The organism is Phormidium sp. CCY1219 (assembly GCF_055795085.1).
The window spans coordinates 1-20,280 of record NZ_JAYFEQ010000687.1 but is presented as its reverse complement, the minus strand read 5'-3'; the positions used below and the strand labels follow the sequence as shown (position 1 = coordinate 20,280).

The following is a 20,280-nucleotide window of genomic DNA, read 5'->3' as shown; positions in this document are numbered from 1 at the left end:
CTGCTTAGGATTGCAGTTGGGTTTGAACGAACACTTGTAGCCGTTCCAATTGGTGTTGTAACTCCTGAAAATACCCCTGAGCTTTGTCCGGAGAATCGGTGGACTGAGGGTGGGTGTGACTCGCCCATTGTTCCAGTTGGGAGGCGATCGCCGATAACGTTTCAGCCCCCACATTGCCCGCCGATCCTTTCAAGCGATGGGCGAGTTTTTCAATGGCCTCCAAATCCACCGATGCGATCGCTTGTCCCAAGGCATCAATATCCGAATCCGCCGCATCCAGAAACGCTTGTAACAGTCGTTTTTGCAAGGCAATTTTGCCCCGGGAGAGGTTGTGCAACCGTTGCAGATTCAGCGGTGTATCGTCCGAGGGGTTTTGTGCTACTTGGCCATTGTGCGAGGTCGGGGGCGAGGCGGGAGGTGCGGTTTCTGTCTCGCGTTCTGCAGGGCGGCGGCTATGCTGCGATTCCGGTGCGATCCAGCGTTCTAGCACGTCGGATAGGTCATCGAGTTCCACCGGTTTGCTGAGATAGTCATCCATTCCCACCGCGAGGCATTTCTCTCGTTCGGCGGGCATCGCGTGAGCGGTGAGAGCGACGATCGCCGTATGACGCTCGCTATTTGCCTCCCGTTGGCGCAGTTCTCGCGTCGCCTGATAGCCGTCTTTCACGGGCATCTGACAATCCATCAGCACCAAATCCCACTCCTCTTGCGACCAGCGATCGAGCAATTCCTCACCGTTGGCCACACATTCTGCCTGATACCCCAAAGCTTCCAGTTGACTGAGAATCACTTGCTGATTCACCGGATGATCTTCCGCCACCAAAATTCGCAGTTCGAGTTTTTGTGAGGAAGAAACCCGGGGTGAGGCGGGGGCGTCGTCGATTGGGGGGCGGGATGTTTCTGATTCTTGGGCGATCGCCTCTGGGTTGCGCTTGGCAAATGCCACTTGACTTCTCACCGCCGCCACTTCTCGCGTCAACTGGGTTGTGCTACAATCCGCCACCGCCGGATCGGCAAGTACCGCCGCCACCAGTTTTTCAAATAACTGAGAGGTTTTCACCGGTTTGAGCAGATAATCGCAACAGCCTTTCCCCAGCAACTCCTCCACGCGATCGCGCTGTTGCAAGGAAGTGAGCAGCAACAACCGCGTTTGCCCCAACTGCGGATGGCGACGTACCATCTCGATGGGGGAGTCTTCTCCCTCGCCGGAAGCTAACTGCACGTCCAGCAGTAGCACATCATAGGGTTGCTGACGCGCGATCGCCTGTCGCATTGCCTGCAGCGCCCTTTCCCCGGAAGCCACCGCATCGGAGTGCATTCCCCAGGAATGTGCTAAATATTGTACCACTTGCCGGGTCTTGCGCGGTTCGGCAGCCACTAACAATCTGCGCCCTGCCAAATCCAGAGGCATGGGGGGCGACATTGCATCGCATTGTTTCTGCACTTCTACGGTAAACCAAAACGTCGAGCCAACGCCGACCTCACTTTCTACGCCGATTTCGCCGTCCATCAATTCCACCAACTGCTTGCAAATCGCCAGTCCCAGACCGGTGCCGCCATACTGGCGCGTGGTAGAAGCATCTACCTGAGAAAACGAGCGAAACAGCTTTTCCTGTCCTTCCGGGGAAATTCCCACCCCGGTATCCGTGACGCTAAAGCGCAGGCGCAAAGTGCTATCCGTGGCACCGGCCCAGGCGACTTGTACCACCACATCGCCGCTGTCGGTAAACTTAATCGCATTCCCCACCAAGTTGAGCAAAATCTGACGCAACCGACGCGGATCCCCGCGCAACAGTCGCGGCACCTGCGAATACACCAGCACCACCAACTCCAGCCCTTTCATTTCCGCTTGGGCGGTGAGAATTTCCACGACTTCTTCCATAAAGGTATCTAAGTTGAAGTCCAAGGTCTCCAACTCCATCTCACCGGCTTCCAGTTTCGAGAAGTCGAGGATATCGTTAATCACGCTAAGCAAATGTTGGGCGCTGCTGTGGATTGTGCGGGCAAAGTCTCCCTGTTTCGGGGTTAAGTCGCTTTGCAGTAACAATCGTGCCATGCCCAATACCCCATTCATCGGGGTGCGGATTTCGTGGCTCATGTTGGCGAGAAACTGTGAGCGGATCGAGAGGGATTGCAATGCGGCTTCTCGCGCTTCCACTAAGGCGGCTTCATAGGCTTTGCGATCGCTGATATCCCGCTGAATCCCGATAACGCGCATCCCTCTGCCCCGGGCATCTCTCTCGCACACTTTACCGCGATCTAACATCCATTTCCAATCCCCGGATTTCGTCTGCATCCGATATTCCATTTCATACACCGAGGTTTCCCCTTCTAAATGCGCCTGTAACGCCTGCTGCACTTGGGGTAAATCTAAGGGGTGAATTAACCGATCGCGCGCGTTCATCGTCGCTTCGATTTCATCTACATCGTATTCGAGCATTCGACTCCACTGCGGGCTGTAATACACCGATCCGCTGGTGACGTTCCAATCCCACAATCCTTGTTCGGTTCCGTCTAAGGCAAGCTGCAATCGCTCCTGACTCTCGCGCAGTGCGGCTTCCGCTTGTTTGCGTTCCGTCACATCCATCACCACGCCATCCCAGAGAATGTCGCCGTTAAATTGCTTTTCGGGACGGGATGAGGCGGAAATCCACTTGCACTTTCCCGAAGGCGTGACGATCCGCCCTTCCCACTGCCATCGAATTAGCGTTTGTGCCGATCGCATCACCGAGTGTCTCCAACTCTGGCGATGACTTGGATAAATTCGGTTCTCAATTTCCAGGGGGTTGTTCTGAATCTGTTGCGGTGTTAGTTCGTAAATGTCTCGACAACCAGAACTGACAAAGGGAAAGGACATGTTCCCGTTGGGTTGCAGTCGGAATTGATAAATCATTCCCGGAACGTTATCGGCTAAGGTTTGAAATCTCGCTTCACTTTTGCCTAGGGCGACTTCCACTTGAAAGCGATCTCTCATTTCCCGCTGCAGTTGCTCGTTTGCCTGGGTTAGGGCAAAGGTCCTCTCTTCTACCATCAGTTCTAGGTGTTTTTTGTACTGGCGCAACTCCTCTTCGATGCGCTTGTGCTGCGTAATATCCCGCCCTTCGGCAATAATCAGGCTGACTTCACCGAATTCGTCGATGACGGGTTTGAAAGACGCATCAATGGTCACTAATTTGCCGTTGACGCTGGGCACTTGGAATTCCGTTCTCACCACCTGCCCTTGCAGTGCTTTTTCGATTGCCCCTCGCGCATATTTGGCAAACCCTATCGGCTTTTCCTCCACCCTCGGCGCACTCCACCACGGCGTTTGCCAAAAGGGCTTGGCGATCGCTTCTTCATGCTTTAAACCACTAAATTCTAGGGCAGTTTGGTTGACTTCCAGTACCGTTCCGTCGGTGGCGAGTAACCCGATAAATTGAAAGGCTTGGTTGAAAATCGCACGAAAGCGCTTTTCGCTTTTTGCCAGTGCCTCTTGGGCAATCTCCCGTTCCTTCATTTCTTGCGCTAGTTGCTGATTGGCTTGTTGCAGTTCCTCCGGAGAGGGAAGACTCAGCGCTTTGGGAATAATCCACACTAATAGCACGGCGGTGATTAACGAGATGAGTGCCGTTATGGCTTTGATCGCCCCGGAAACCCAGTAGGTGGGGTGCCACAAGGTCCAGACTTCCATCAAATGCGTGGTGCCACACGAAAGGATGAAGGCACTAAACATCCAGAAAATCCAGGGAAAGGGCAAATGCTCTTTTTTGTTGACGAAGTACACCAGCATCGCCGGAATGGAATAGTACGCGAGGGCGGTTAAGGCGTCGGAGAAGATATGCAACCCGACTAAGGGCGGTTTCCACAGGTAGCAATGCCCGTGGGGAATGAAGCTGTCGGAAAACAAATTCATCAATACCATTGTTTTTTGCGCGATTGAGTGTTTTTACTGACTACAGGTGGGAAATAACGTTTCTCAATCATTATCCCCTGCTCGTCGGGCCGATCGCGAGGCGGCTGCTTGTAAATACGCAGTTCTGTCTCCAGTGGGAAAACGCCGATCGCAAGAAAAGCGCTTTTGCTGTCATCTCTCTAGAGGCATCAATCTTGGCGATCGCCCTTCTTTCTCGTCCCTATCTTACCAGACGATCGCTCGATGACCGACGCTCCCTTTATGTTCCCCTCTCTCCCTTGCTCTCCCCCTAAATTCCTTTTTGCAAAAAAAAGGTGCGATCGCTCATCCTCTGCGATCGTCACACATGTTGTATGACACCACTGTTCAAGGGCGATCGTCTCGGGGAAGGGGTGAACCTGTTATCCGGCTGTTACGAAATTGAAAATTTAGAATTGAAAATTTAAAATTTAGAATTTTTGACTCATACCCACTCACCCTTGCAAAACTCTGTTTCCATAGAGCGCCCCCCCGCAACGCCGCTTGAGGGGGCGTCACCCCTCCTGGTTCCTTGGGAAAATCTCATTGACGGAGATTAACAATTAACAATTAACAATTAACATTTTTGGCGAAAGTATCGAAAATTACCAAACCAGTTCTTCGCATCAAAGCAGAAAGTAATTCTATCATAAAAGCGGCTTCAATCGGGGAGATAAAATTTTTTTCGGAATCTATGAAAGATTTAGTCTCTCCCGAAACTTTTTTCCCACCCTTTTCGTCCTATGATATTGAGATATCTAATTATTAATACTCCGGAGTAGAAGGTGATTACTCTGAACTTGGTGCATCCTAATCAACAAACCCCTTCTCAAAGTTGGACCTTTGAGAACGAAGACGTGATTCGTATCGGGCGTGCCCTCGATAACCACGTGATTCTCTACAGCGCGGTGGTGTCCCGCCACCACCTGGAACTGCACCGCATCGGGTGCAATTGGAAAATCCTGAATTTAGGCCAAAATGGGACTTACGTGAACGATCGCCCGATCGTGCAAGCCCCCGTCATCGATGGAACCATCATCCGTTTGGCGCGATCGGGTCCGCAAATTGCCATTTATAAAAAGGCCCATCAATTTAAAAACGTTCGCCAACACCAAGCCCACTTACTGGTGGGATAAAAAGTTAACAAATAGGAGAAAATTGTCAACCGTGATTTTGCGGAAATCACATTTAAAAACCTCCGGGAAATTACCGATAGACCCTGGAGTGTTGAGGGACGCGGAATCGTTCGTTGTCCCGAGATCCTTTAGGCGATGCAGGGGCGTTTTATTCACTGGCGGCGATGCGATCGCGAATCTCTAAAGCGGTTGCCGGTGCCAACAACACCCCATTGCGATAATGCCCAGTGGCCAACAAAACATTTTCAAATCCAGCTAACGGGCCGATAATCGGGGCGGGTTGCCCTTCCGGACGCGGACGCAATCCCGACCAGGTGCGGACCGTTTTGGCCTGCGCTAATGCGCGACAAAATTGCAATGCTTGGGTGCGGAGTTCTTCTAACAATGCCGGATCCCCTGCGATATCCCTACCCGGTTCCGGGAATTCCACCGTTGCCCCCACCCAATAGTCCGTAATCGCCTCCGAACCGCCAATGCAGGGTACAATATGTACGTCATTTCCCGTAATCACCGGTTGCTCTGTGGCATCGCCGATGGGATTATCCATCTGAAGCTGCAAGGCTTGTCCGATAACCGGGCGAATGTCTACCGGGCGTTCGAGATGTGCGGTGAGGGGAGTAGAACCCAGTCCGGCGGCCACCACGAGCCAATCGAGTTCTAAACTGCCGTTGCTGGTTTCTACGCGATCGCAGATACTTTGTGTCTCACTTTTTTCAGTATAATTCGCATCCTCCACCGCGACGCCAAACTGAAACGAAACCCCATTGCGTTCGGCGGCGGCGACCAAAGCGCGGGTCAAGGCCACCGGATCCACTTGGCGGTCTTGGGGCGAATACACCGCCGCCACCATGTCTAAATCCGCAAGCTGGGGATAGGCCATTCGCGCCTCATAAGGCGGTAAAATCTCCAATTGCCAGCCGCGATCGCGACGAGTGGCAGCCAATTGTTCCCATTTAGCCATATCTTCACCGGGAAAGCAGAGCTTGAGAATGCCATGTCGGTTGTAGGGAATATGACCCTCAGCGATCGCTTCTAACTCCGGAATCAAAGTTTCGTAGCGCCGCAGACTGGTTTCGCGTAACCGCCAGCCCCTCCCTTTCACTTTGTGACTGATGATGCCCATCATCACCCCCAATGCGGCGGCGGTACATTCTTGCGCCGGTTCTTGGCGATCGACCACCGTAATATTCAGGTTGGGAATCAAACTCAATTCGTAAGCGATCGCGGCACCAACCACACCGCATCCAACAATTACAACGCGAGTCATTGTTTTGTCCCCCAATAAAAGTCATCGGATAAACCAGGGGGGAAGCCAAACTCATAACCGCCGCTTCTCCCCAACCCCAAGCAATCGCCTGGGGTTTTCCGAGAAAAATTCAGGGCGGGCGCGAAGCGGGCGATCGCGCGCTAAGCCCGCCCCCACAGGGGTTATTCCCGGGAAAATATTTAGATTCGAGGATTAAGCACTCGGAATTAAATCCAAGAACGCATCAAAATCGACGATCGCTTCCCCATATTTTTCCACAGCTTCGCTGTAGTCAGCTTCAGCCGCCGCCGCATCGATCGCCTCTAAATCGCTAAACAGCGCTTGGGATTTGCGACGGGCGGTTTTTTGTTCTCGATCGTCGAGATTGCGGGTGACATAGCTCATATCCCGGCGCAAATCGCCAAGCGGACCGTGGATAAAGGTTTCCACATCAACCCATTTGCGATCCACGATTAACTGTTCCAGTTCGCTCATGCGATCGCGCAGACTGAGCAGGTCTCCTTTATATTCTGCAATAATCTCGAGCTGACTGGGCGAATAAACCGGGGGTTTGGCCGCTTGTTGGGGAGCGCAGCTCACCACAAACACCATCACCAATGCCAGAATAGAAGCAAGAATTGACCGAAAACGTCCCATAACGTGGTTTTTTCCTTTCACTAACTGATTCATTCAACAAAAATATATCAAGATTGGGTTCATTGTTCATTAATTCGGCTTTCAGCGCAACCCCAACCCTGATTTACACCGCCATGCGCCGCAGAAACGGGACAAGCGCCTCGATGACTGGTTCGGACCAATGTTCTTGTGGATAGTGACCCGCCTCTTCGATGGCGATAAATTCCCCATCCTCTAGAATTTGCGCGAAAGCCTTGGCGTCGTCGATGGGCAGCCAAGGGTCGCGAGTCCCCCACAACACCAGGGTGGGTTGGCTCCACTCCGGAAATCCGCTGGCAATTTCCCCCATTGCCGATTTCAGTTGCAGGTTGCGAACGATGGTCAACAGCGATCGCCCTGCGGCGGAACTTTTCAAAAACGGGCGGCGGTACATATCTAAATCTTGCTCGGAGATGGTGTACCCGCTACCGGTTTCCAGGGTGCGATCGACTAATAGGGGGTCTTGGGTCATCATGTCTCCCACTAAGGGCAAACCGAGTTGCTGAATTTTCCAGGGTAACTTCGCCTTCGGGGTCACGGGGGCGTTGAGAATCGCCAGACGCACCACTTTCTCCGGATGACGCAGGGCGAATTGCAATCCCACGGATCCCAAAAAGCCTTGCACCACCAGATGAAAGCGATCGAGATTCAAGCTGGTCAAAAACCCATCGAGGGCTTCCACAAATGCATCCGGCGTATAGGCAAAGTCGCTTTTATTCGGTTTCGCGGACAACCCACAGCCAATCCAATCTGGGGCGATCGCCCGAAATCCTTGTTGAGCCAGGTCTGGCATCACCTCGGTCCAGCAAAAACTCACCGCCGGTATCCCATGCAACAGCACCACCGGCGCTTTGTCAGTTTCTGACTCCGGCTTGGCTTCCAGATAGTACCACTCCAGCCCCCCGACTTCAATTCGTTTCTCTTCAATGCCCACGATTTTTGTCACTACCATAGTCAACGTTTTGAGCTTACCGCATTTCCCCTGCCCGTCTTTTCAGCATTCCTGTAGCAGTAGGGTGGGCAAGGAATTGCCCACCCTACAGGAATGCTTAAAAAAAAGGGGGGCAGTGCCCCCAAAGATATGTAGCCAATCGATTGAGAACTTAGAAGTTCATTTCGGCGGCTTGAACTTTCTCGACCTGTTTCTTCTTCAAGACGAGCATAATTTGAGACAGGGTAACGATCGCGAAGAAGGCGAGCAATCCTTTAATCCGCGCCGAACTTTGCAGGACGATTTCGGTATCCACTTGACCGAAACCGCCGACGTTGGGATTATCGGTTAGGGCTTGACCGGCACTCACTTCTTCACCTTCCGACACGATCAATTCCGGTCCGGCGGGAATGGTATCCACTACGGTTTCACCATCAGCCATTTCGATGGTGACTTCATAACCCCCACTTTCGGGTTTGGTAATTTGAGTAATGGTTCCCGCTTCAGAGGCGTTATAGACGGCATTATTGGTCTTGTTGCCGGCAGGGTAAACCTGTCCGCGTCCTCGGTTTCCGCCGACGTGAACGGCATATTTACCGTATTTGATGTTTTTGTCGGTGTCGGGGTTGGGCGAGAGCACGGGGAAAACGATTTCTTGGTACTGTTCGCCCGGTAACGGCCCGACGATTACCACGTTTTTCTGGTCTTCGCTGTAGGGCTGGAAGTACAATCCGCCGACTTTTTCCTGCATTTCTTCAGGAATGCGATCCGGCGGTGCGATTTGGAAGCCTTCGGGCAGCATTAAAACGGCACCCACATTCAATGGCCCTTTTTCGCCACTACCGGTCACTTGCTGCACGTTGGTGTCGTAAGGCATTTTCACCACGGCTTCAAACACCGTGTCGGGTAACACCGCTTGCGGGACTTCCACTTCGGTGGGTTTTTCCGCTAAGTGGCAGTTGGCGCAGACGATGCGTCCCGTGGCTTCACGGGGGGTTTCCGGGGCGGTTTCCTGTGCCCAGAAGGGATACGCAGCCGCTGACTGGGGTGCAGCAATGTCGGAAATCAGGAACAGGGCGAGGGTTGCCACAGCTAACAGGATGCCTTTGGCGATCGCTTGTCTGCTGTGCCGCCAAATGCGCGACAAGGAAGTTAGTTTCATCTGAAATGGGAAGATGTCAGCTAAACGGTCAAATAACAACAGGTGAAATGGAATCGAATGTCCGAGGGGCACAGATTGCGATGCCTTAAGTCCACCACGGCTTTTCGCCGGTGCGGAAGTCGGTTTCCTTCCAGGGGGTGAACAGGACTTTATCGTCTTCCACGTTGGCATTCACCAGTGCCAGGGATAATGGCGCAGGTCCGCGCACCACTTTGCCTTCGCTGTTGTACTGGGAACCGTGACAGGGACAAATGAATTTGTTCTCGCTGGCGTTCCAGGGCACGACGCACCCTAGGTGGGTACAGACGGCGTTGAGTCCGTACTCCGCTAGGGTTTCGTCTTGCTGAACCACCAGGTAGGTGGGGTCGCCTTTTAGTCCCTGGGCTAGGGTGCGATCGCCAGGTTTGTGGTTGCTTAAAAACTCGCTGACGCTAATATCATTGCCCAAGGCATCTTTGGCGGTAATACCACCACCGGCACCCCCTGCAGATGGGGGAATGAAGTATTTAACCACTGGATAAAGTGCGCCCAGTGCCGTGCCGGTTACAGCACCGAACGTCAAGAAGTTCATAAATTGGCGACGCCCCATGCCGGGTACGTCAGGAGTTCCGGAAGCTTGAGCCATGAGTGAATTTGCGACCTCTGTGTTAACTTCTATGTCCTAGACTCTCAGGAAAGAGCTAAAATTGGTCAACGGGAGTTTAATGAATGCGTCTATATCGCTTCAGCCACTACCTCCCTCGGCAGCGACCATCATTAGAGAATGACTCTTAATCGAGCCTTTCTCAACAAATTATTACATTCTTTGTCGCGCACGATCGCATTTTTACCGTGGAGAACCCCCCGAATTGTAACAAAATGTAAACTATCGTTCTCAGATTCGACAGATTGCTCTATGACCGGACAGCAGTTACGTCAGCTATTGCTCGATAAGTGGGGCCGCTCTTACGACATCCAAATGCGGCGCACTCAAGGCAAGATTTTCGTGCAAATTATGTGGAAATACCTCGAACAAGCCTCTTTCCCCCTCTCTGAGGCAGAATATCTGGCCCATTTGGAGGATGTGGCCCTTTATCTCCACGCTTGGGGAGGCACCGATCGCGTGCAAACCTACATCCAACAAACCCGGGAACGCCCCCGCCTGGGAAAAGCCGTTAGCATTCCCCTGGATTTAGGCGAACGCGCCTCGGAATGGATGTTGGAAAATTTTTAAAATCACAGGTTGTTAATTTCCAGTTGCCACCAGTGGCATCTTCAAATCTCAAATGAGTTGCTTATTGCAAATTGTAAACCAGTAAGACCCCTGGCAAGCGGAGGGACAGCGATCGCTCAAGCGGTTTTAGACAAATCCTCGATGGTTTCCGTGGCGGCACATTGAGGCATGGCGATCGTAAAGACAGTGCCCACGCCCACTTCACTGGCGACCCAGATTTGACCGCCAAGCAAATCCACCGCCCGCTTCACGATCGCCAAACCCACTCCAGTGCCCGAGGCATTCGACACATTTGTAGCCCGATGAAACAGGTTAAACAAATTCTCTAAATCCGCTTCTGGAATGCCAATACCTCGGTCCTTAATCCGGAAGACAAACTGTCCCTTCACCGTATTCCAATCACAAGAAATCGTACTCCCCGAGGGGGAATATTTAACCGCATTGCCCAACAAATTGACCAGAATTTGCCGCAGCAGAGTCGGGTCGCTGGTTAATTGAGCGTTTTCTGTAGTAGTCGTCCGCACAAAATGGTGGGTTTTACCGGAAATTCCCGCTACATCTTGCCACACATCTTGACATAAACTGGCAAAACAAACCGGAACCAATTTGCGGTTTTCCCGGCCAGATTCCGCTCGACCGAGGCAAAGAAACCCATCAATCAATTCTGTGGTTGTTTTCACAGTTTCCCCGATTTTTTCAAAATATTTCAGACGTTGCTCGGGGGTCATTTTTTGACTGTGAAGCTTGAGCAAATCGTTGGTGGCGGAAATCACCGTTAAAGAGGCGCGCAATTCGTGGGAAACCATCGACAGCAGTTGGGTTGTTTCCCCAACGCCATCCGGTTCTCGAGTCTGTTGGGGTGCGCTCAGCGGTTCCACAATGCCTTGATAGCCCAAGGGACGACCGTCGCGATCGCAAATGAGGCGCAGGTGTTCGCGAATCCAAATGATTTCCCCATCTTGGCGATAAACCCGCGACTCAAAATGTTTAATCCAGTGACGCTCTTGCAACAAATTCATCAACTCGGCATAGCGCCTCGGATCCACATACAATTGCTCGCCTTTGTTAGTGACGCTGGCTTGCAATTGTTCTGGGGAATTGTAACCCAAAATTCGCGCCAGGGTTTGATTGACTCTAACATAACCCCGATGGGGAATGGCTTGAAAAATACCCACAGCCGCTCGGTTCAGAACATGGCTACACTGGAAAGCGACTCTGTGTGGGATGTCCCACTGCTTCTCTGGTAACTCGGTCACAATAGTCTCCATAAGGGATGAAAGCTTGAACCCGTCTAACAAATAATTTTGGTGGAAATACAGATGCAGGTGAACCCAATGCCTTTCGGCGTCTGGATCGAACCGCGAGCGAAACGGAGGGACTTGCCCCTCGCCGGGGTGTGCTTGCAGATCGATCCCGGCTTTGGCACGACAACGGTATTAATATAGAAAATCTCCGTGCTTTAGCTCAGTAGTCCTGACTACAAACACCGCGAAGTTTGACATAAAACTGAAAGGAATGCTTTCAAGGGGGAAACTCTGGGGGAAGGCCAAGGCTTAAGCGGGCAATTCAAACGCAAAAAATGCGATCGCCCTGGGGTATCCGATCCCCAGGAAAACGCGATCGCGGCAGAGTTCGAGTGGGGTCAGGAGCAATCAGCGCCCCATCAGTTTTACGAAACCGATTCCGCCAAAATACAAACTCAGCACCGCACTGGCCAAAAGACTTTGGGTAAGGGGATCGGTACTCGGGGTCAAAACGCCCCCCAAAATAGCCGCGCCGAGTACCACCACCCGCCAACCGGCCAGCATTTGCCCGGAAGACACGATCCCCAGCAAACCCAACAGGGCTTGAATGACCGGGATCTGGAATGCTAATCCCGTGCTGAATAACAACAGCAGTACGAACTCAAAATAGCGATCGATAGACCACATCTGGTCTACCACCCCGGAACCGTAGTTAATAAAGAAGTTCAGGGCAGCCGGGATCAGGGCAATATAGGCAAAGAAAAGACCGACGCCGAATAGCAGGGTCGATCCCAAGACGATCGGCCCGATAACCCGGCGTTCTCGGCGCGACAGTCCGGGAAGGACGAATTGGATAATCTGATAAAGGACAAACGGACTCGCCACCAGCAAACCGCTGTAACCCGCCACTTTCACGGTGACAAAAAAATATTCCCCCGGTGCCAGTTGCAAAAAGTTGGCTCCTTGGGCGGGAATTTCGAGCAGTTGCACGATCGGTTTGACAAACAAGAAACACCCGACGATCGCGAAGAATACGGCAATGATGGAATAAAAAATCCGCATCCGCAGTTCTTCGAGGTGGTCAAACAGCGACATTTCCACTTCATCGGGAAACTCGTCGAGTTCGTCATTCGCTTCCGGGTCTTGATAGTCGGCGGGGTCGTACAGTTTCGGTGGATCTTGCTGGGTAACAGTATCCATGTCTGGGCTTGGCGTCATGGGTCAAATGTTGTCAAGGGTTCTTTATTTTATTTTAGTGGCAAGGGAGGGGGTGAGGACAATTCGGGATCCATCGCGGGCGATCGCGCCTCTGGGTGGTCAGGGATGAACCTCGCGAGGCAATCCCAAGGGCGCATAGAACGGTGGTCTTAAGTGAGAAAAAAGGCGGGCAAATTCGAGACAAGCGGCAGTGATTTTCCGGATCTAGCGGAACAACGCCTGGTTTTTGTGAGAAATTCCACCGTGGCAATTTTTTATATGAGACTCTAGCCCGTGGTTCGATCGCAATAACAGTAGGGTGCGTCACCCCTGCACTTCCAGCCGTGGAATCTCAGCCAAATGTAATGCGGGGGTGACGCACCCTCCGGCGATGCGGTTGGGACAGCTCACTTATTCTGCTTCAGCTAATACTTTTTCTAATGCGGGATAATCGATTTTAGCATTATGCCGTTTATCCAGCGGAATTTTTTCCACCACGCGAATGGTTTCGATATTGGCCCATTTTAGGGAATCGAGTAGGGAAGCCAAACTGCGATCGACCGAAACCCCGGATTTCCGCCTTTTCTTCGGAGCCATTTCGATGACCAAGGTTCGCTGATAGTTATAATAGAGAAAAGCAATACATTGCACGTCGGAATTGAAATTGGCGGCGCATTCCACCGCAAACGGATAGAGGGTTCCATATTTATCTGTAATGCAGGCTTTGCAGCGCCCGAGCAACCACAACCGTCCCTCCTCATCCAGATATCCTGCATCCCCCGTGCGGTGCCAGGGTTGTTCTTCTACTTTAAATTTGGTTTCTTCATCGCCGACGCCATATAAATATCCCGGCAAAACATGCTCGCCACTGACCACAATTTCCCCCGGTTCTCCCACCCCGTTACAGAGCTGGGAAAATTCTTCTCGATTGTACGGACCGATCGCTTCTCCCCATCGATTTTTGATAATTTTTAGTTGGATTTCTTCCACGGGTTTTCCCACGAGCAATCCGCCACCTTGTTGCATGGTTTGCAAATCTTTCGAGTGGATTTCCGAGCGGGAAATATGGGCGATGGGTTCGGCTTCGGTAGAGCCGTAAACGCCGATGATTTCCGCTTGGGGCGCGATTTGATGCAGTCGATCGAGTAGGGGGGGAAATACTGGTGCGCCGCCACTGTAGATTTTTTGAAAATTGGTCAGGGTTTGCTTGCGTTTGATGCACTCTTGGGCGAGGCGCGCCAATAAGGCGGGGGAGGCGGCGGTGCGGGTGGGTTGATGTGTTTTGATTTGGGATAAAATCGGTTTGGGGGCGATCGCTCCAGGATATTTTAAGTCAGCGTTGGGAATCACGCTGGTGACGCCAGAGGCGAGATTGGCTAATAAGAAAATCGGCAAGGTGGTCAAATCTGTTTCCCCCGGAGTAAGGGCGATCGCATTCGATAGGGCACGGTACTGTGCGATTAAAAATCCGTGGGTGCGTTGAGCGGCTTTTGGTTCGCCGGTACTTCCAGAAGTAAAGGTAATCAGCGCCGGCGTTTCTGGGGTACAAGGTTCGATCTGGGGGTCGGGTTCCAGTTTTTTCGCACGATTCCAGGAGGTAGCTCCGGGAAAGGGAAATCCGATCGCAAATTTGAGGGGAATTTGTTGTAATTGCCACGCGCGGAGGCGCAAAAAATGGGCTTTGAAGCTAGCGATTAAGGCTTTTGGAGGACGCAGGGTGCAGCAGCGAGCCAGATGGGCTTTGCCCGCTGAAGGATCCAGGAAAGTGGCGATCGCTCCTAACCGAAAAATCGCGATCAGCGCCACGTACAGTTCCACCGACATGGGCTGAAACAAAAGCAGGGAATCCCCGGGCTGTACTCCCTTTTGTCGCAACAGTGTCTGAGTGCGACGTGCCGCAAGTTCGAGTTCGGCAAAACTCACGGTGCCAGTTTTGCCTCGGGTGAGATCCAGAATCGCTGGAGTATCTGGGCACTCTTCAACTTGTTTGTGTAGAATTTCGGCAATGTTCATATCTCTGAGGGTGGATAAGCGGGTGGATGAGAGGATGAGCGCTCGGCACCAATTGGATAACGCGGTGGGCAAAATAGTTTGCACTTAGCTATCGTTGGTCATTGGTCATTTGTCGTGGGTCATTTGTCCTTGGTTACTGGTTGTTGGTTATGCAGATTTTTGAAATTTTTAATTCAAAATTCTTCAACGGGAATTTTCGCGTATCGGTGGGGAATCGGGGAAAAGAGCGTCTACTGAAATATATCGCGCTGCAATGAGATTTGCCTAGGGGAGTGGAGACACTTTGGGAGTGGGAATGAATGAAATTTTACAGTGGGTTAGGGGTTGAGCGGTTTGGCAAATAGGGCATAACGGCGGATGGTTTTAGCGTAGCGATCGCTAAGATTTCGGGAAGGATTGGCATCGTGCATTAAGGCATGGATAGCGCGGGTATATCCCATTTCTTTAGCGGTTTCTTGACATTGAGCAACGAATAAATTCCCCAACCCTGCATACTGGCGTCCGGGCAAAACGGCGACGGTTTTGATGATGATGGTATGGATTGCTGGGTCTCGTTCGGCTTCGAGCCAGTCGGGCAGGGCAAATAAAAATCCGATTGGTTGGTCGCGATGGGTGGCGATCGGGATGAATTCGGGACGCAAATACGGACGTATTTTTTGATATTGGGCGATAAATTCTTCTGCGGAAATTGGGGTGTAAAGAAAGTTCTGGCGAAAACTGACACTGGCGATAGTGTAAATGCGCTGCAATTCGGTTTCAAAGTGTTCTATTTCCAGGTTTCGGATGTGAATGCCCAACTTTTCTAGGCGATCGCGCACGCGCTCCAGGCGGGGGTCACTTTGGCTTAAATCGGTATTGACAGCAGAACTATATTGTGCTATTGGTGTAAACTGCTGGGCGGTAAAATGGCGCGGCCAATCCTCGGGGTTGTTGGGTTCTAAGAAAAATATCGGTTCGCTACCGCGATCGCAAATCAAGCGGTAGCTTCGCCAGGTGTTACCATTCATCGGTCCGATGGCGATGGTACAACCGCGATCGCTCAGTTCTTGGCAAGCGTGGTGCAATAATTGCTCGCCGGCAGGGGCATCCACAGCGCCATAATGCCCGATCGCCCCCACGCGATGGTCTTCTAGGGGTGGGGTTGCGTTCCACCACAGGGAACATCGGGCAACCAGTTCGCGATCGTCCCTCACCAGCATCCAATGGGCATCGGGGGATTCTTGCTGCAACTGTTGCCCACTGACGGGGGATAAGCTGGTGAGATGGGCGGCATGTTCTTGCCAAGACGCAATGAGTTGCGCCTGGGGAGTGATTGGAATTGAAATTAGGCGATCGCTGGTCATGTTTCCTGGCTGTTTTCTTTTAATTTTATGGCAAATTGACAATTTTCGGACAGTTACCTTGGCGCAGTTGGGGATGAGGTCATACCTGTTTGCTCATTTAATGGGCATGGGGGAGAGTTTTTCAAAGAAGCAGAGCCTCAAAAGTGGCGTTTCTAGGCCGATCCAAGAAACAAGCGGTTAATTTGTAAGTTAAGCGAATCATTGCCCCAAAACTCAGAAGTATTTTCTCAATTCTCAATTCTCAATTCTCGTTTTCCTCCTTACCCCGGAATCGGATAAAGGGGAATTAACCCGATCGCCGAACATAGGGTAACGATCGCGGCGCGAATCACCCACAGGGGCAGATGGTGGGGGCATTGGCGCAGGAGGAACTCGGCGCAACAGTGAGAAAATGCGGCAAGGGCGATCGCGGCGAAGGCAAGGGGAAGATGGGGCAGGATTGCGCCTTCGAGAATCGCATAGGGAACGAACAACAGCAGTCCGCTTTTGAGAATAGCGGTGAGGGCAAACGTAAGAAATTTGCGCTTTGGCATCCGGGGATGTTCCTTGGGGATAACCAGATCGATAATCGCCAAATGGGCGGCAAAGGCGATAGTATAGGGGTAAAAAAGTTGGGGTTGGTGGAAAATTCTGGCCAGCAGCAACCATAACGCGCCGGTAAAGGAAATGCTCATCACCGCGTAGATATCGTGACGGCGTTGGTTATAGACTTTCGTCCAGGGACACAGGAGGGAGTAACTGAGAAATAGAATCAGGGGTGGGAGTATCCACTGGAAGCTGACGAGAAAGCAACTGGCGTAACCGGCTAAGGCGACGCCGAGTAAGGCGCTGTCGTTGAGGGTGGTGCGATCGCGCCAGATGAGGACGAAGGCGACGAGAATCGCCACACCGATCGCCCGGGCGGTGAGTTCGGGAACGGTTAAAGGGAGATACATTTTCAGCACGACAAAGCTGCCGAGGGGGATGAAGAGGTTATCCAGTCCCTGCCATGCGATCGCCTCCATGAGCATCACCAGCAGTCCCAGAATCGCGCTCACCAGCAAGGTTTGCGCGCGCGGGGTGTCCGTCAGCAGCAGCAAGGGGACGTGAGTTGTGAGAAAGGCGAGGGTAAAAAAGGCAATGGAACCTTCGGCACTTTTCTGTCCGTCGGTGGTTGTATAGCGCACGGTGCCATAGCGCAAGCCGATCGCGGCGGCGACGGCATCGGCTAAAGTTAAGACGAGGATGGGAATGCAGTACAGAATCCAGTGACCCTGGGCCAACCAAAACACTACCGCAACCGAAAGGGGAAAGTATATTTCTCCCAGGGATCGCCGCCCCACGCGATGAACCACCTCGCCCACTTGCTGTAAGGATTTGATGGTTTTGAGCGCCAACATGAGACCAATGGCGATCGCGGCAAGGAGAAACACCGGCCAAGATTCGCGAAACATCCAGGGAAAGGCGATCGTCACCAATCCCATCTGCACGTGCAGCAGTTTCCGCAACAGTTCCGGGTGCGGATTTGCCTTGCGCTTAAATACGGTTAAAGCGGCGATCGCGGTACCGAGAATGGCGAGCACCACACTGATGCCGATCCAAGGGTTTGTCATCATTGTAATGGTTTATACACTTGAAAATGAGTGGGGTTAGAGCCTCAAACCATCGATTTGTCGGTTGATTGGTTAGAGTTATAACAAATTTAGAAGCAATTGTCTCGAAATTGCAAAAAATCTTGATAATTTAGCTCAGGGATCTGCGATCGGATGGGAACCGTCGCTTGTGCAAACGGTTAGTCGAGGTAACTATGGGGGGTCTAGGGAGCGGTGTCTATCAAAGGGTTGTATTTTCAGCGAAAACCTTACGCAATCTTATGGCAGAAGAAAAATTTTTTTTAACCTGTTTGCCCCGTTGGGTTAGTGTAATAAACACTGGATGCAATCGGGTTATGTTTCTGGAGGTATGGGTGATAGTTGAAAGGGAAAAATTCGCCGAAACAACAAAGAGGCGGGGAAGGCATGGCTTTCCCCTGGGGAAAACAACTTTCTCGCGTTTCCCTTCATGTAGCGCAGCGAACACTCACTTAATCGCTAGAAAATTATAATAGTATTTTTGAGGTTATCGGGTTTCATGGGATAAACGAGGATTTGCTAAAATTAAATTCGTTAGCCTGAGTTATCCTGATTGGCTTGTCAATATCTGAAGTCGTTCGTTTAGAGCAATTTAACGGTCATGCGTAAAACAAAAATTATCTGCACTCTCGGTCCTGCTAGTTGCGATCGCAAAACTATCGAAGCAATGGCGCTGGCTGGCATGGATGTGGCGCGTTTGAACTTTTCTCACGGCACCTACGAAAGTCACGAGCAAAACATTCGCCTAGTGCGAGAAGTATCTGCTAAATTGAAAAAACCGATCGCGATTCTCCAGGATTTACAAGGACCAAAAATTCGCGTTGGGGAAATGGAAGACGGCGTGGTTCTCGAACCGGGGCAAACCACGGTGATTACCATGCAGGAAGTCATCGGTAATGCGGAACGATTTAGTTCTACTTATAAAAGATTGGCCAATGACGTGAAGGAAGGAGACACGATATTACTCGATGATGGATTGATTTCGATTCTCGCCGATCGCGTGTTTGACAAAGAAATTCACGGCACGGTGATTGATGGCGGGCCGTTGAAAAGCAACAAAGGAATTAACCTGCGTCATTCCTCGATTTCTACGCCAGCCCTGACCCAAAAAGATATGGACGATCTGGACTTTGGCTTGGAGCATGATGTGGATTACGTGGCGCTTTCTTTTGTTAGAGAGGCATCGGATATCAAAGAAGTGAAAGGGGCGATCGGGCGCAAAGAAAAGGATGCCCATGTGATTGCCAAAATCGAGCGTCACGAGGCACTCGATGACCTGGATGGAATTATTGCCACTGCCGATGCGGTGATGGTGGCGCGGGGAGATTTAGGGGTAGAAATCCCTTTAGAAAAAGTGCCAATGATTCAAAAGTCGATTTTGCAAGCCTGCCGATCGCACCTCAAACCGGCGATCGTGGCGACGCAAATGCTCGAATCCATCATCCGCAACCCGCGCCCGACTCGCGCCGAGGTTTCCGATATTGCCAATGCGATACTCGATGGCACCGACGTACTGATGCTGTCTGGGGAAACCGCCGTGGGACAGTATCCGGTGGAAGCAGTGAGAATGATGGCGCGGATTGCCGAAACCGCAGAGGCGCAGTTGAGTGCTTCTACAAAGTATGTTAACGGAGTGCAGGAACAGGTTCTCGGAAATTCCGTGGTTCATGCGGCTTGCCAATTAGCAGAGAATTTGAAAGCTAAGGCGATTATTTGCTTTACCGAACATGGCTTCACCGCGCGATTGCTCTCTAAGTATCGGCAAGCGATTCCGGCGATCGCCGTCACCACCGATGAATTAGTGCGGCGGCGGGTGAGTCTTTATTGGGGTTTGCAATCCCTGCAACTGGAAGAGGTATCTAGTACCGACGAAATGATCGCCCTTGTGGAACAGGCGGTGGTGGAACATGGATTGCTCGCGAAGGGGGATTTGGTGGCGATCGTTGCGGGATTGCCCCTCCCGATTACCGGGGTGACTAACTTGATAAAAGTGCATCGCATCGGGGAAAGTTATGCGGTTTAACGCCACAGAATCGATGCCATTGAATTGCAAAGCAGGCTCAAAAAAGCGACGCCACTCAGCCTCTTGCAGGGTCACGGCGGTATTTCAATCCCCCGCTTTTCAAAGCCGTTAACCGGACCATTACGGCGCGTGTTCTCGAGGAATTCTCAATGGGGCACGCGGTTTTGTTCGTCGGCGTTAGGAGGATCCGGTGGGGGCGAGTTCATATGAGGGTATGCTGGGGGGCACAGAGAACTCGCCCCTCGGGGTGATGAGGGGGCTGTTTCATTCTCAAGGGTTGCGATCGCCCAACCCTTGCACCGGCGGAGTCGCCTTGTTTTCCCCTCTCCCCTCCATCAACTGTTCTATCATCCGCGAAAAATGGTACTATCAAATCCAGCTCATCTCCCTTTGAACCAAAACTGGGCAATTTGAGGGCACAGTTGGGGAAACGAAGCGCGTTAGAGTAAGCGATGCCATAGCCCAGAGGGGGAAAGGCTCCACGGCAACAGCGCGATCGCCCCCGTCAGGGACTCCGTAGAAACCAACCCCATGTCTAAAGCCAGGGGCTTGTACTTCTAACCACCTGACCAGCCTA

Annotated in this window: 15 protein-coding genes; 4 read left to right on the top strand and 11 right to left on the bottom strand. The window is 51.9% G+C overall.

Annotation, left to right across the window (positions count from 1 at the left end; all coding sequences use genetic code 11):
- Positions 1-4: 4 nt before the first annotated feature.
- Positions 5-3,901 (bottom strand): PAS domain-containing hybrid sensor histidine kinase/response regulator, encoded by a 3,897-nt coding sequence (locus AC0QH1_RS20175; RefSeq protein ID WP_324633096.1) that lies wholly within the window; start codon positions 3,899-3,901, stop codon positions 5-7.
- 14 nt (positions 3,902-3,915) lie between these two features.
- Between AC0QH1_RS20175 and AC0QH1_RS20170 the strand changes: the two genes are divergently transcribed.
- Positions 3,916-4,185 carry a hypothetical protein gene (locus AC0QH1_RS20170; protein WP_324633095.1) on the top strand — a complete coding sequence of 90 codons (270 nt, stop codon included), beginning with the start codon at positions 3,916-3,918 and terminating at the stop codon, positions 4,183-4,185.
- Positions 4,186-4,695: 510 nt separating this feature from the next.
- Positions 4,696-5,046 carry an FHA domain-containing protein gene (locus AC0QH1_RS20165; RefSeq protein ID WP_324633094.1) on the top strand — a complete coding sequence of 117 codons (351 nt, stop codon included), beginning with the start codon at positions 4,696-4,698 and terminating at the stop codon, positions 5,044-5,046.
- 148 nt (positions 5,047-5,194) lie between these two features.
- Here the strand turns inward: AC0QH1_RS20165 and AC0QH1_RS20160 are convergent, their stop codons facing one another.
- The 5 genes from AC0QH1_RS20160 to petC form a co-directional block, all read right to left on the bottom strand.
- Positions 5,195-6,313 (bottom strand): NAD(P)/FAD-dependent oxidoreductase, encoded by a 1,119-nt coding sequence (locus AC0QH1_RS20160; RefSeq protein WP_324633093.1) that lies wholly within the window; start codon positions 6,311-6,313, stop codon positions 5,195-5,197.
- A 192-nt stretch (positions 6,314-6,505) separates the two neighbouring features.
- Positions 6,506-6,949: a photosystem II protein PsbQ gene (gene psbQ / locus AC0QH1_RS20155; RefSeq protein WP_324633092.1), complete on the bottom strand. Its 444-nt coding sequence runs from the start codon at positions 6,947-6,949 to the stop codon at positions 6,506-6,508.
- Positions 6,950-7,052: 103 nt separating this feature from the next.
- Positions 7,053-7,901, bottom strand: coding sequence for an alpha/beta fold hydrolase (locus AC0QH1_RS20150; RefSeq protein WP_324633113.1), 849 nt, complete (start codon positions 7,899-7,901; stop codon positions 7,053-7,055).
- A gap of 169 nt (positions 7,902-8,070) precedes the next feature.
- Positions 8,071-9,060 carry a cytochrome f gene (gene petA, locus AC0QH1_RS20145; protein WP_324633090.1) on the bottom strand — a complete coding sequence of 330 codons (990 nt, stop codon included), beginning with the start codon at positions 9,058-9,060 and terminating at the stop codon, positions 8,071-8,073.
- 85 nt (positions 9,061-9,145) lie between these two features.
- On the bottom strand, positions 9,146-9,685 hold the full coding sequence (gene petC / locus AC0QH1_RS20140) for a cytochrome b6-f complex iron-sulfur subunit (protein ID WP_324633088.1): 540 nt from the start codon (positions 9,683-9,685) through the stop codon (positions 9,146-9,148).
- A gap of 270 nt (positions 9,686-9,955) precedes the next feature.
- On the opposite strand from petC, the gene AC0QH1_RS20135 reads away from it, so the two are divergent.
- The gene (locus tag AC0QH1_RS20135) at positions 9,956-10,273 is read left to right on the top strand and encodes a DUF3067 family protein (protein ID WP_324633086.1); all 318 of its coding nucleotides are present in this window, start codon (positions 9,956-9,958) and stop codon (positions 10,271-10,273) included.
- 116 nt (positions 10,274-10,389) lie between these two features.
- Here AC0QH1_RS20135 and AC0QH1_RS20130 read toward each other — a convergent pair whose 3' ends face one another.
- The 5 genes from AC0QH1_RS20130 to AC0QH1_RS20110 all read right to left on the bottom strand — a co-directional run bounded on the left by AC0QH1_RS20130 (position 10,390) and on the right by AC0QH1_RS20110 (position 17,665).
- On the bottom strand, positions 10,390-11,529 hold the full coding sequence (locus tag AC0QH1_RS20130; protein WP_324633085.1) for a PAS domain-containing sensor histidine kinase: 1,140 nt from the start codon (positions 11,527-11,529) through the stop codon (positions 10,390-10,392).
- A 396-nt stretch (positions 11,530-11,925) separates the two neighbouring features.
- Positions 11,926-12,735 (bottom strand): twin-arginine translocase subunit TatC, encoded by an 810-nt coding sequence (tatC, locus tag AC0QH1_RS20125; protein WP_324633084.1) that lies wholly within the window; start codon positions 12,733-12,735, stop codon positions 11,926-11,928.
- 390 nt (positions 12,736-13,125) lie between these two features.
- On the bottom strand, positions 13,126-14,727 hold the full coding sequence (locus AC0QH1_RS20120; RefSeq protein ID WP_324633083.1) for an AMP-binding protein: 1,602 nt from the start codon (positions 14,725-14,727) through the stop codon (positions 13,126-13,128).
- Positions 14,728-15,044: 317 nt separating this feature from the next.
- Positions 15,045-16,070: a GNAT family N-acetyltransferase gene (locus AC0QH1_RS20115; RefSeq protein WP_324633082.1), complete on the bottom strand. Its 1,026-nt coding sequence runs from the start codon at positions 16,068-16,070 to the stop codon at positions 15,045-15,047.
- A 260-nt stretch (positions 16,071-16,330) separates the two neighbouring features.
- The gene (locus AC0QH1_RS20110) at positions 16,331-17,665 is read right to left on the bottom strand and encodes a diacylglycerol/polyprenol kinase family protein (protein ID WP_324633080.1); all 1,335 of its coding nucleotides are present in this window, start codon (positions 17,663-17,665) and stop codon (positions 16,331-16,333) included.
- Between the two features lie 616 nt (positions 17,666-18,281).
- Here AC0QH1_RS20110 and pyk point away from each other — a divergent pair.
- Positions 18,282-19,703 carry a pyruvate kinase gene (pyk, locus tag AC0QH1_RS20105; RefSeq protein ID WP_324633079.1) on the top strand — a complete coding sequence of 474 codons (1,422 nt, stop codon included), beginning with the start codon at positions 18,282-18,284 and terminating at the stop codon, positions 19,701-19,703.
- The last annotated feature ends 577 nt before the right edge of the window (positions 19,704-20,280 follow it).

Coding starts and splice junctions, on each gene's coding strand:
- tatC (WP_324633084.1), bottom strand. CDS start 12,735: ATGACGCCAAGCCCAGACATGGATACTGTTACCCAGCAAGATCCACCG.
- AC0QH1_RS20135 (WP_324633086.1), top strand. CDS start 9,956: ATGACCGGACAGCAGTTACGTCAGCTATTGCTCGATAAGTGGGGCCGC.
- pyk (WP_324633079.1), top strand. CDS start 18,282: ATGCGTAAAACAAAAATTATCTGCACTCTCGGTCCTGCTAGTTGCGAT.
- petC (WP_324633088.1), bottom strand. CDS start 9,685: ATGGCTCAAGCTTCCGGAACTCCTGACGTACCCGGCATGGGGCGTCGC.
- AC0QH1_RS20120 (WP_324633083.1), bottom strand. CDS start 14,727: ATGAACATTGCCGAAATTCTACACAAACAAGTTGAAGAGTGCCCAGAT.
- psbQ (WP_324633092.1), bottom strand. CDS start 6,949: ATGGGACGTTTTCGGTCAATTCTTGCTTCTATTCTGGCATTGGTGATG.
- AC0QH1_RS20175 (WP_324633096.1), bottom strand. CDS start 3,901: ATGGTATTGATGAATTTGTTTTCCGACAGCTTCATTCCCCACGGGCAT.
- AC0QH1_RS20160 (WP_324633093.1), bottom strand. CDS start 6,313: ATGACTCGCGTTGTAATTGTTGGATGCGGTGTGGTTGGTGCCGCGATC.
- AC0QH1_RS20110 (WP_324633080.1), bottom strand. CDS start 17,665: ATGATGACAAACCCTTGGATCGGCATCAGTGTGGTGCTCGCCATTCTC.
- AC0QH1_RS20115 (WP_324633082.1), bottom strand. CDS start 16,070: ATGACCAGCGATCGCCTAATTTCAATTCCAATCACTCCCCAGGCGCAA.
- petA (WP_324633090.1), bottom strand. CDS start 9,060: ATGAAACTAACTTCCTTGTCGCGCATTTGGCGGCACAGCAGACAAGCG.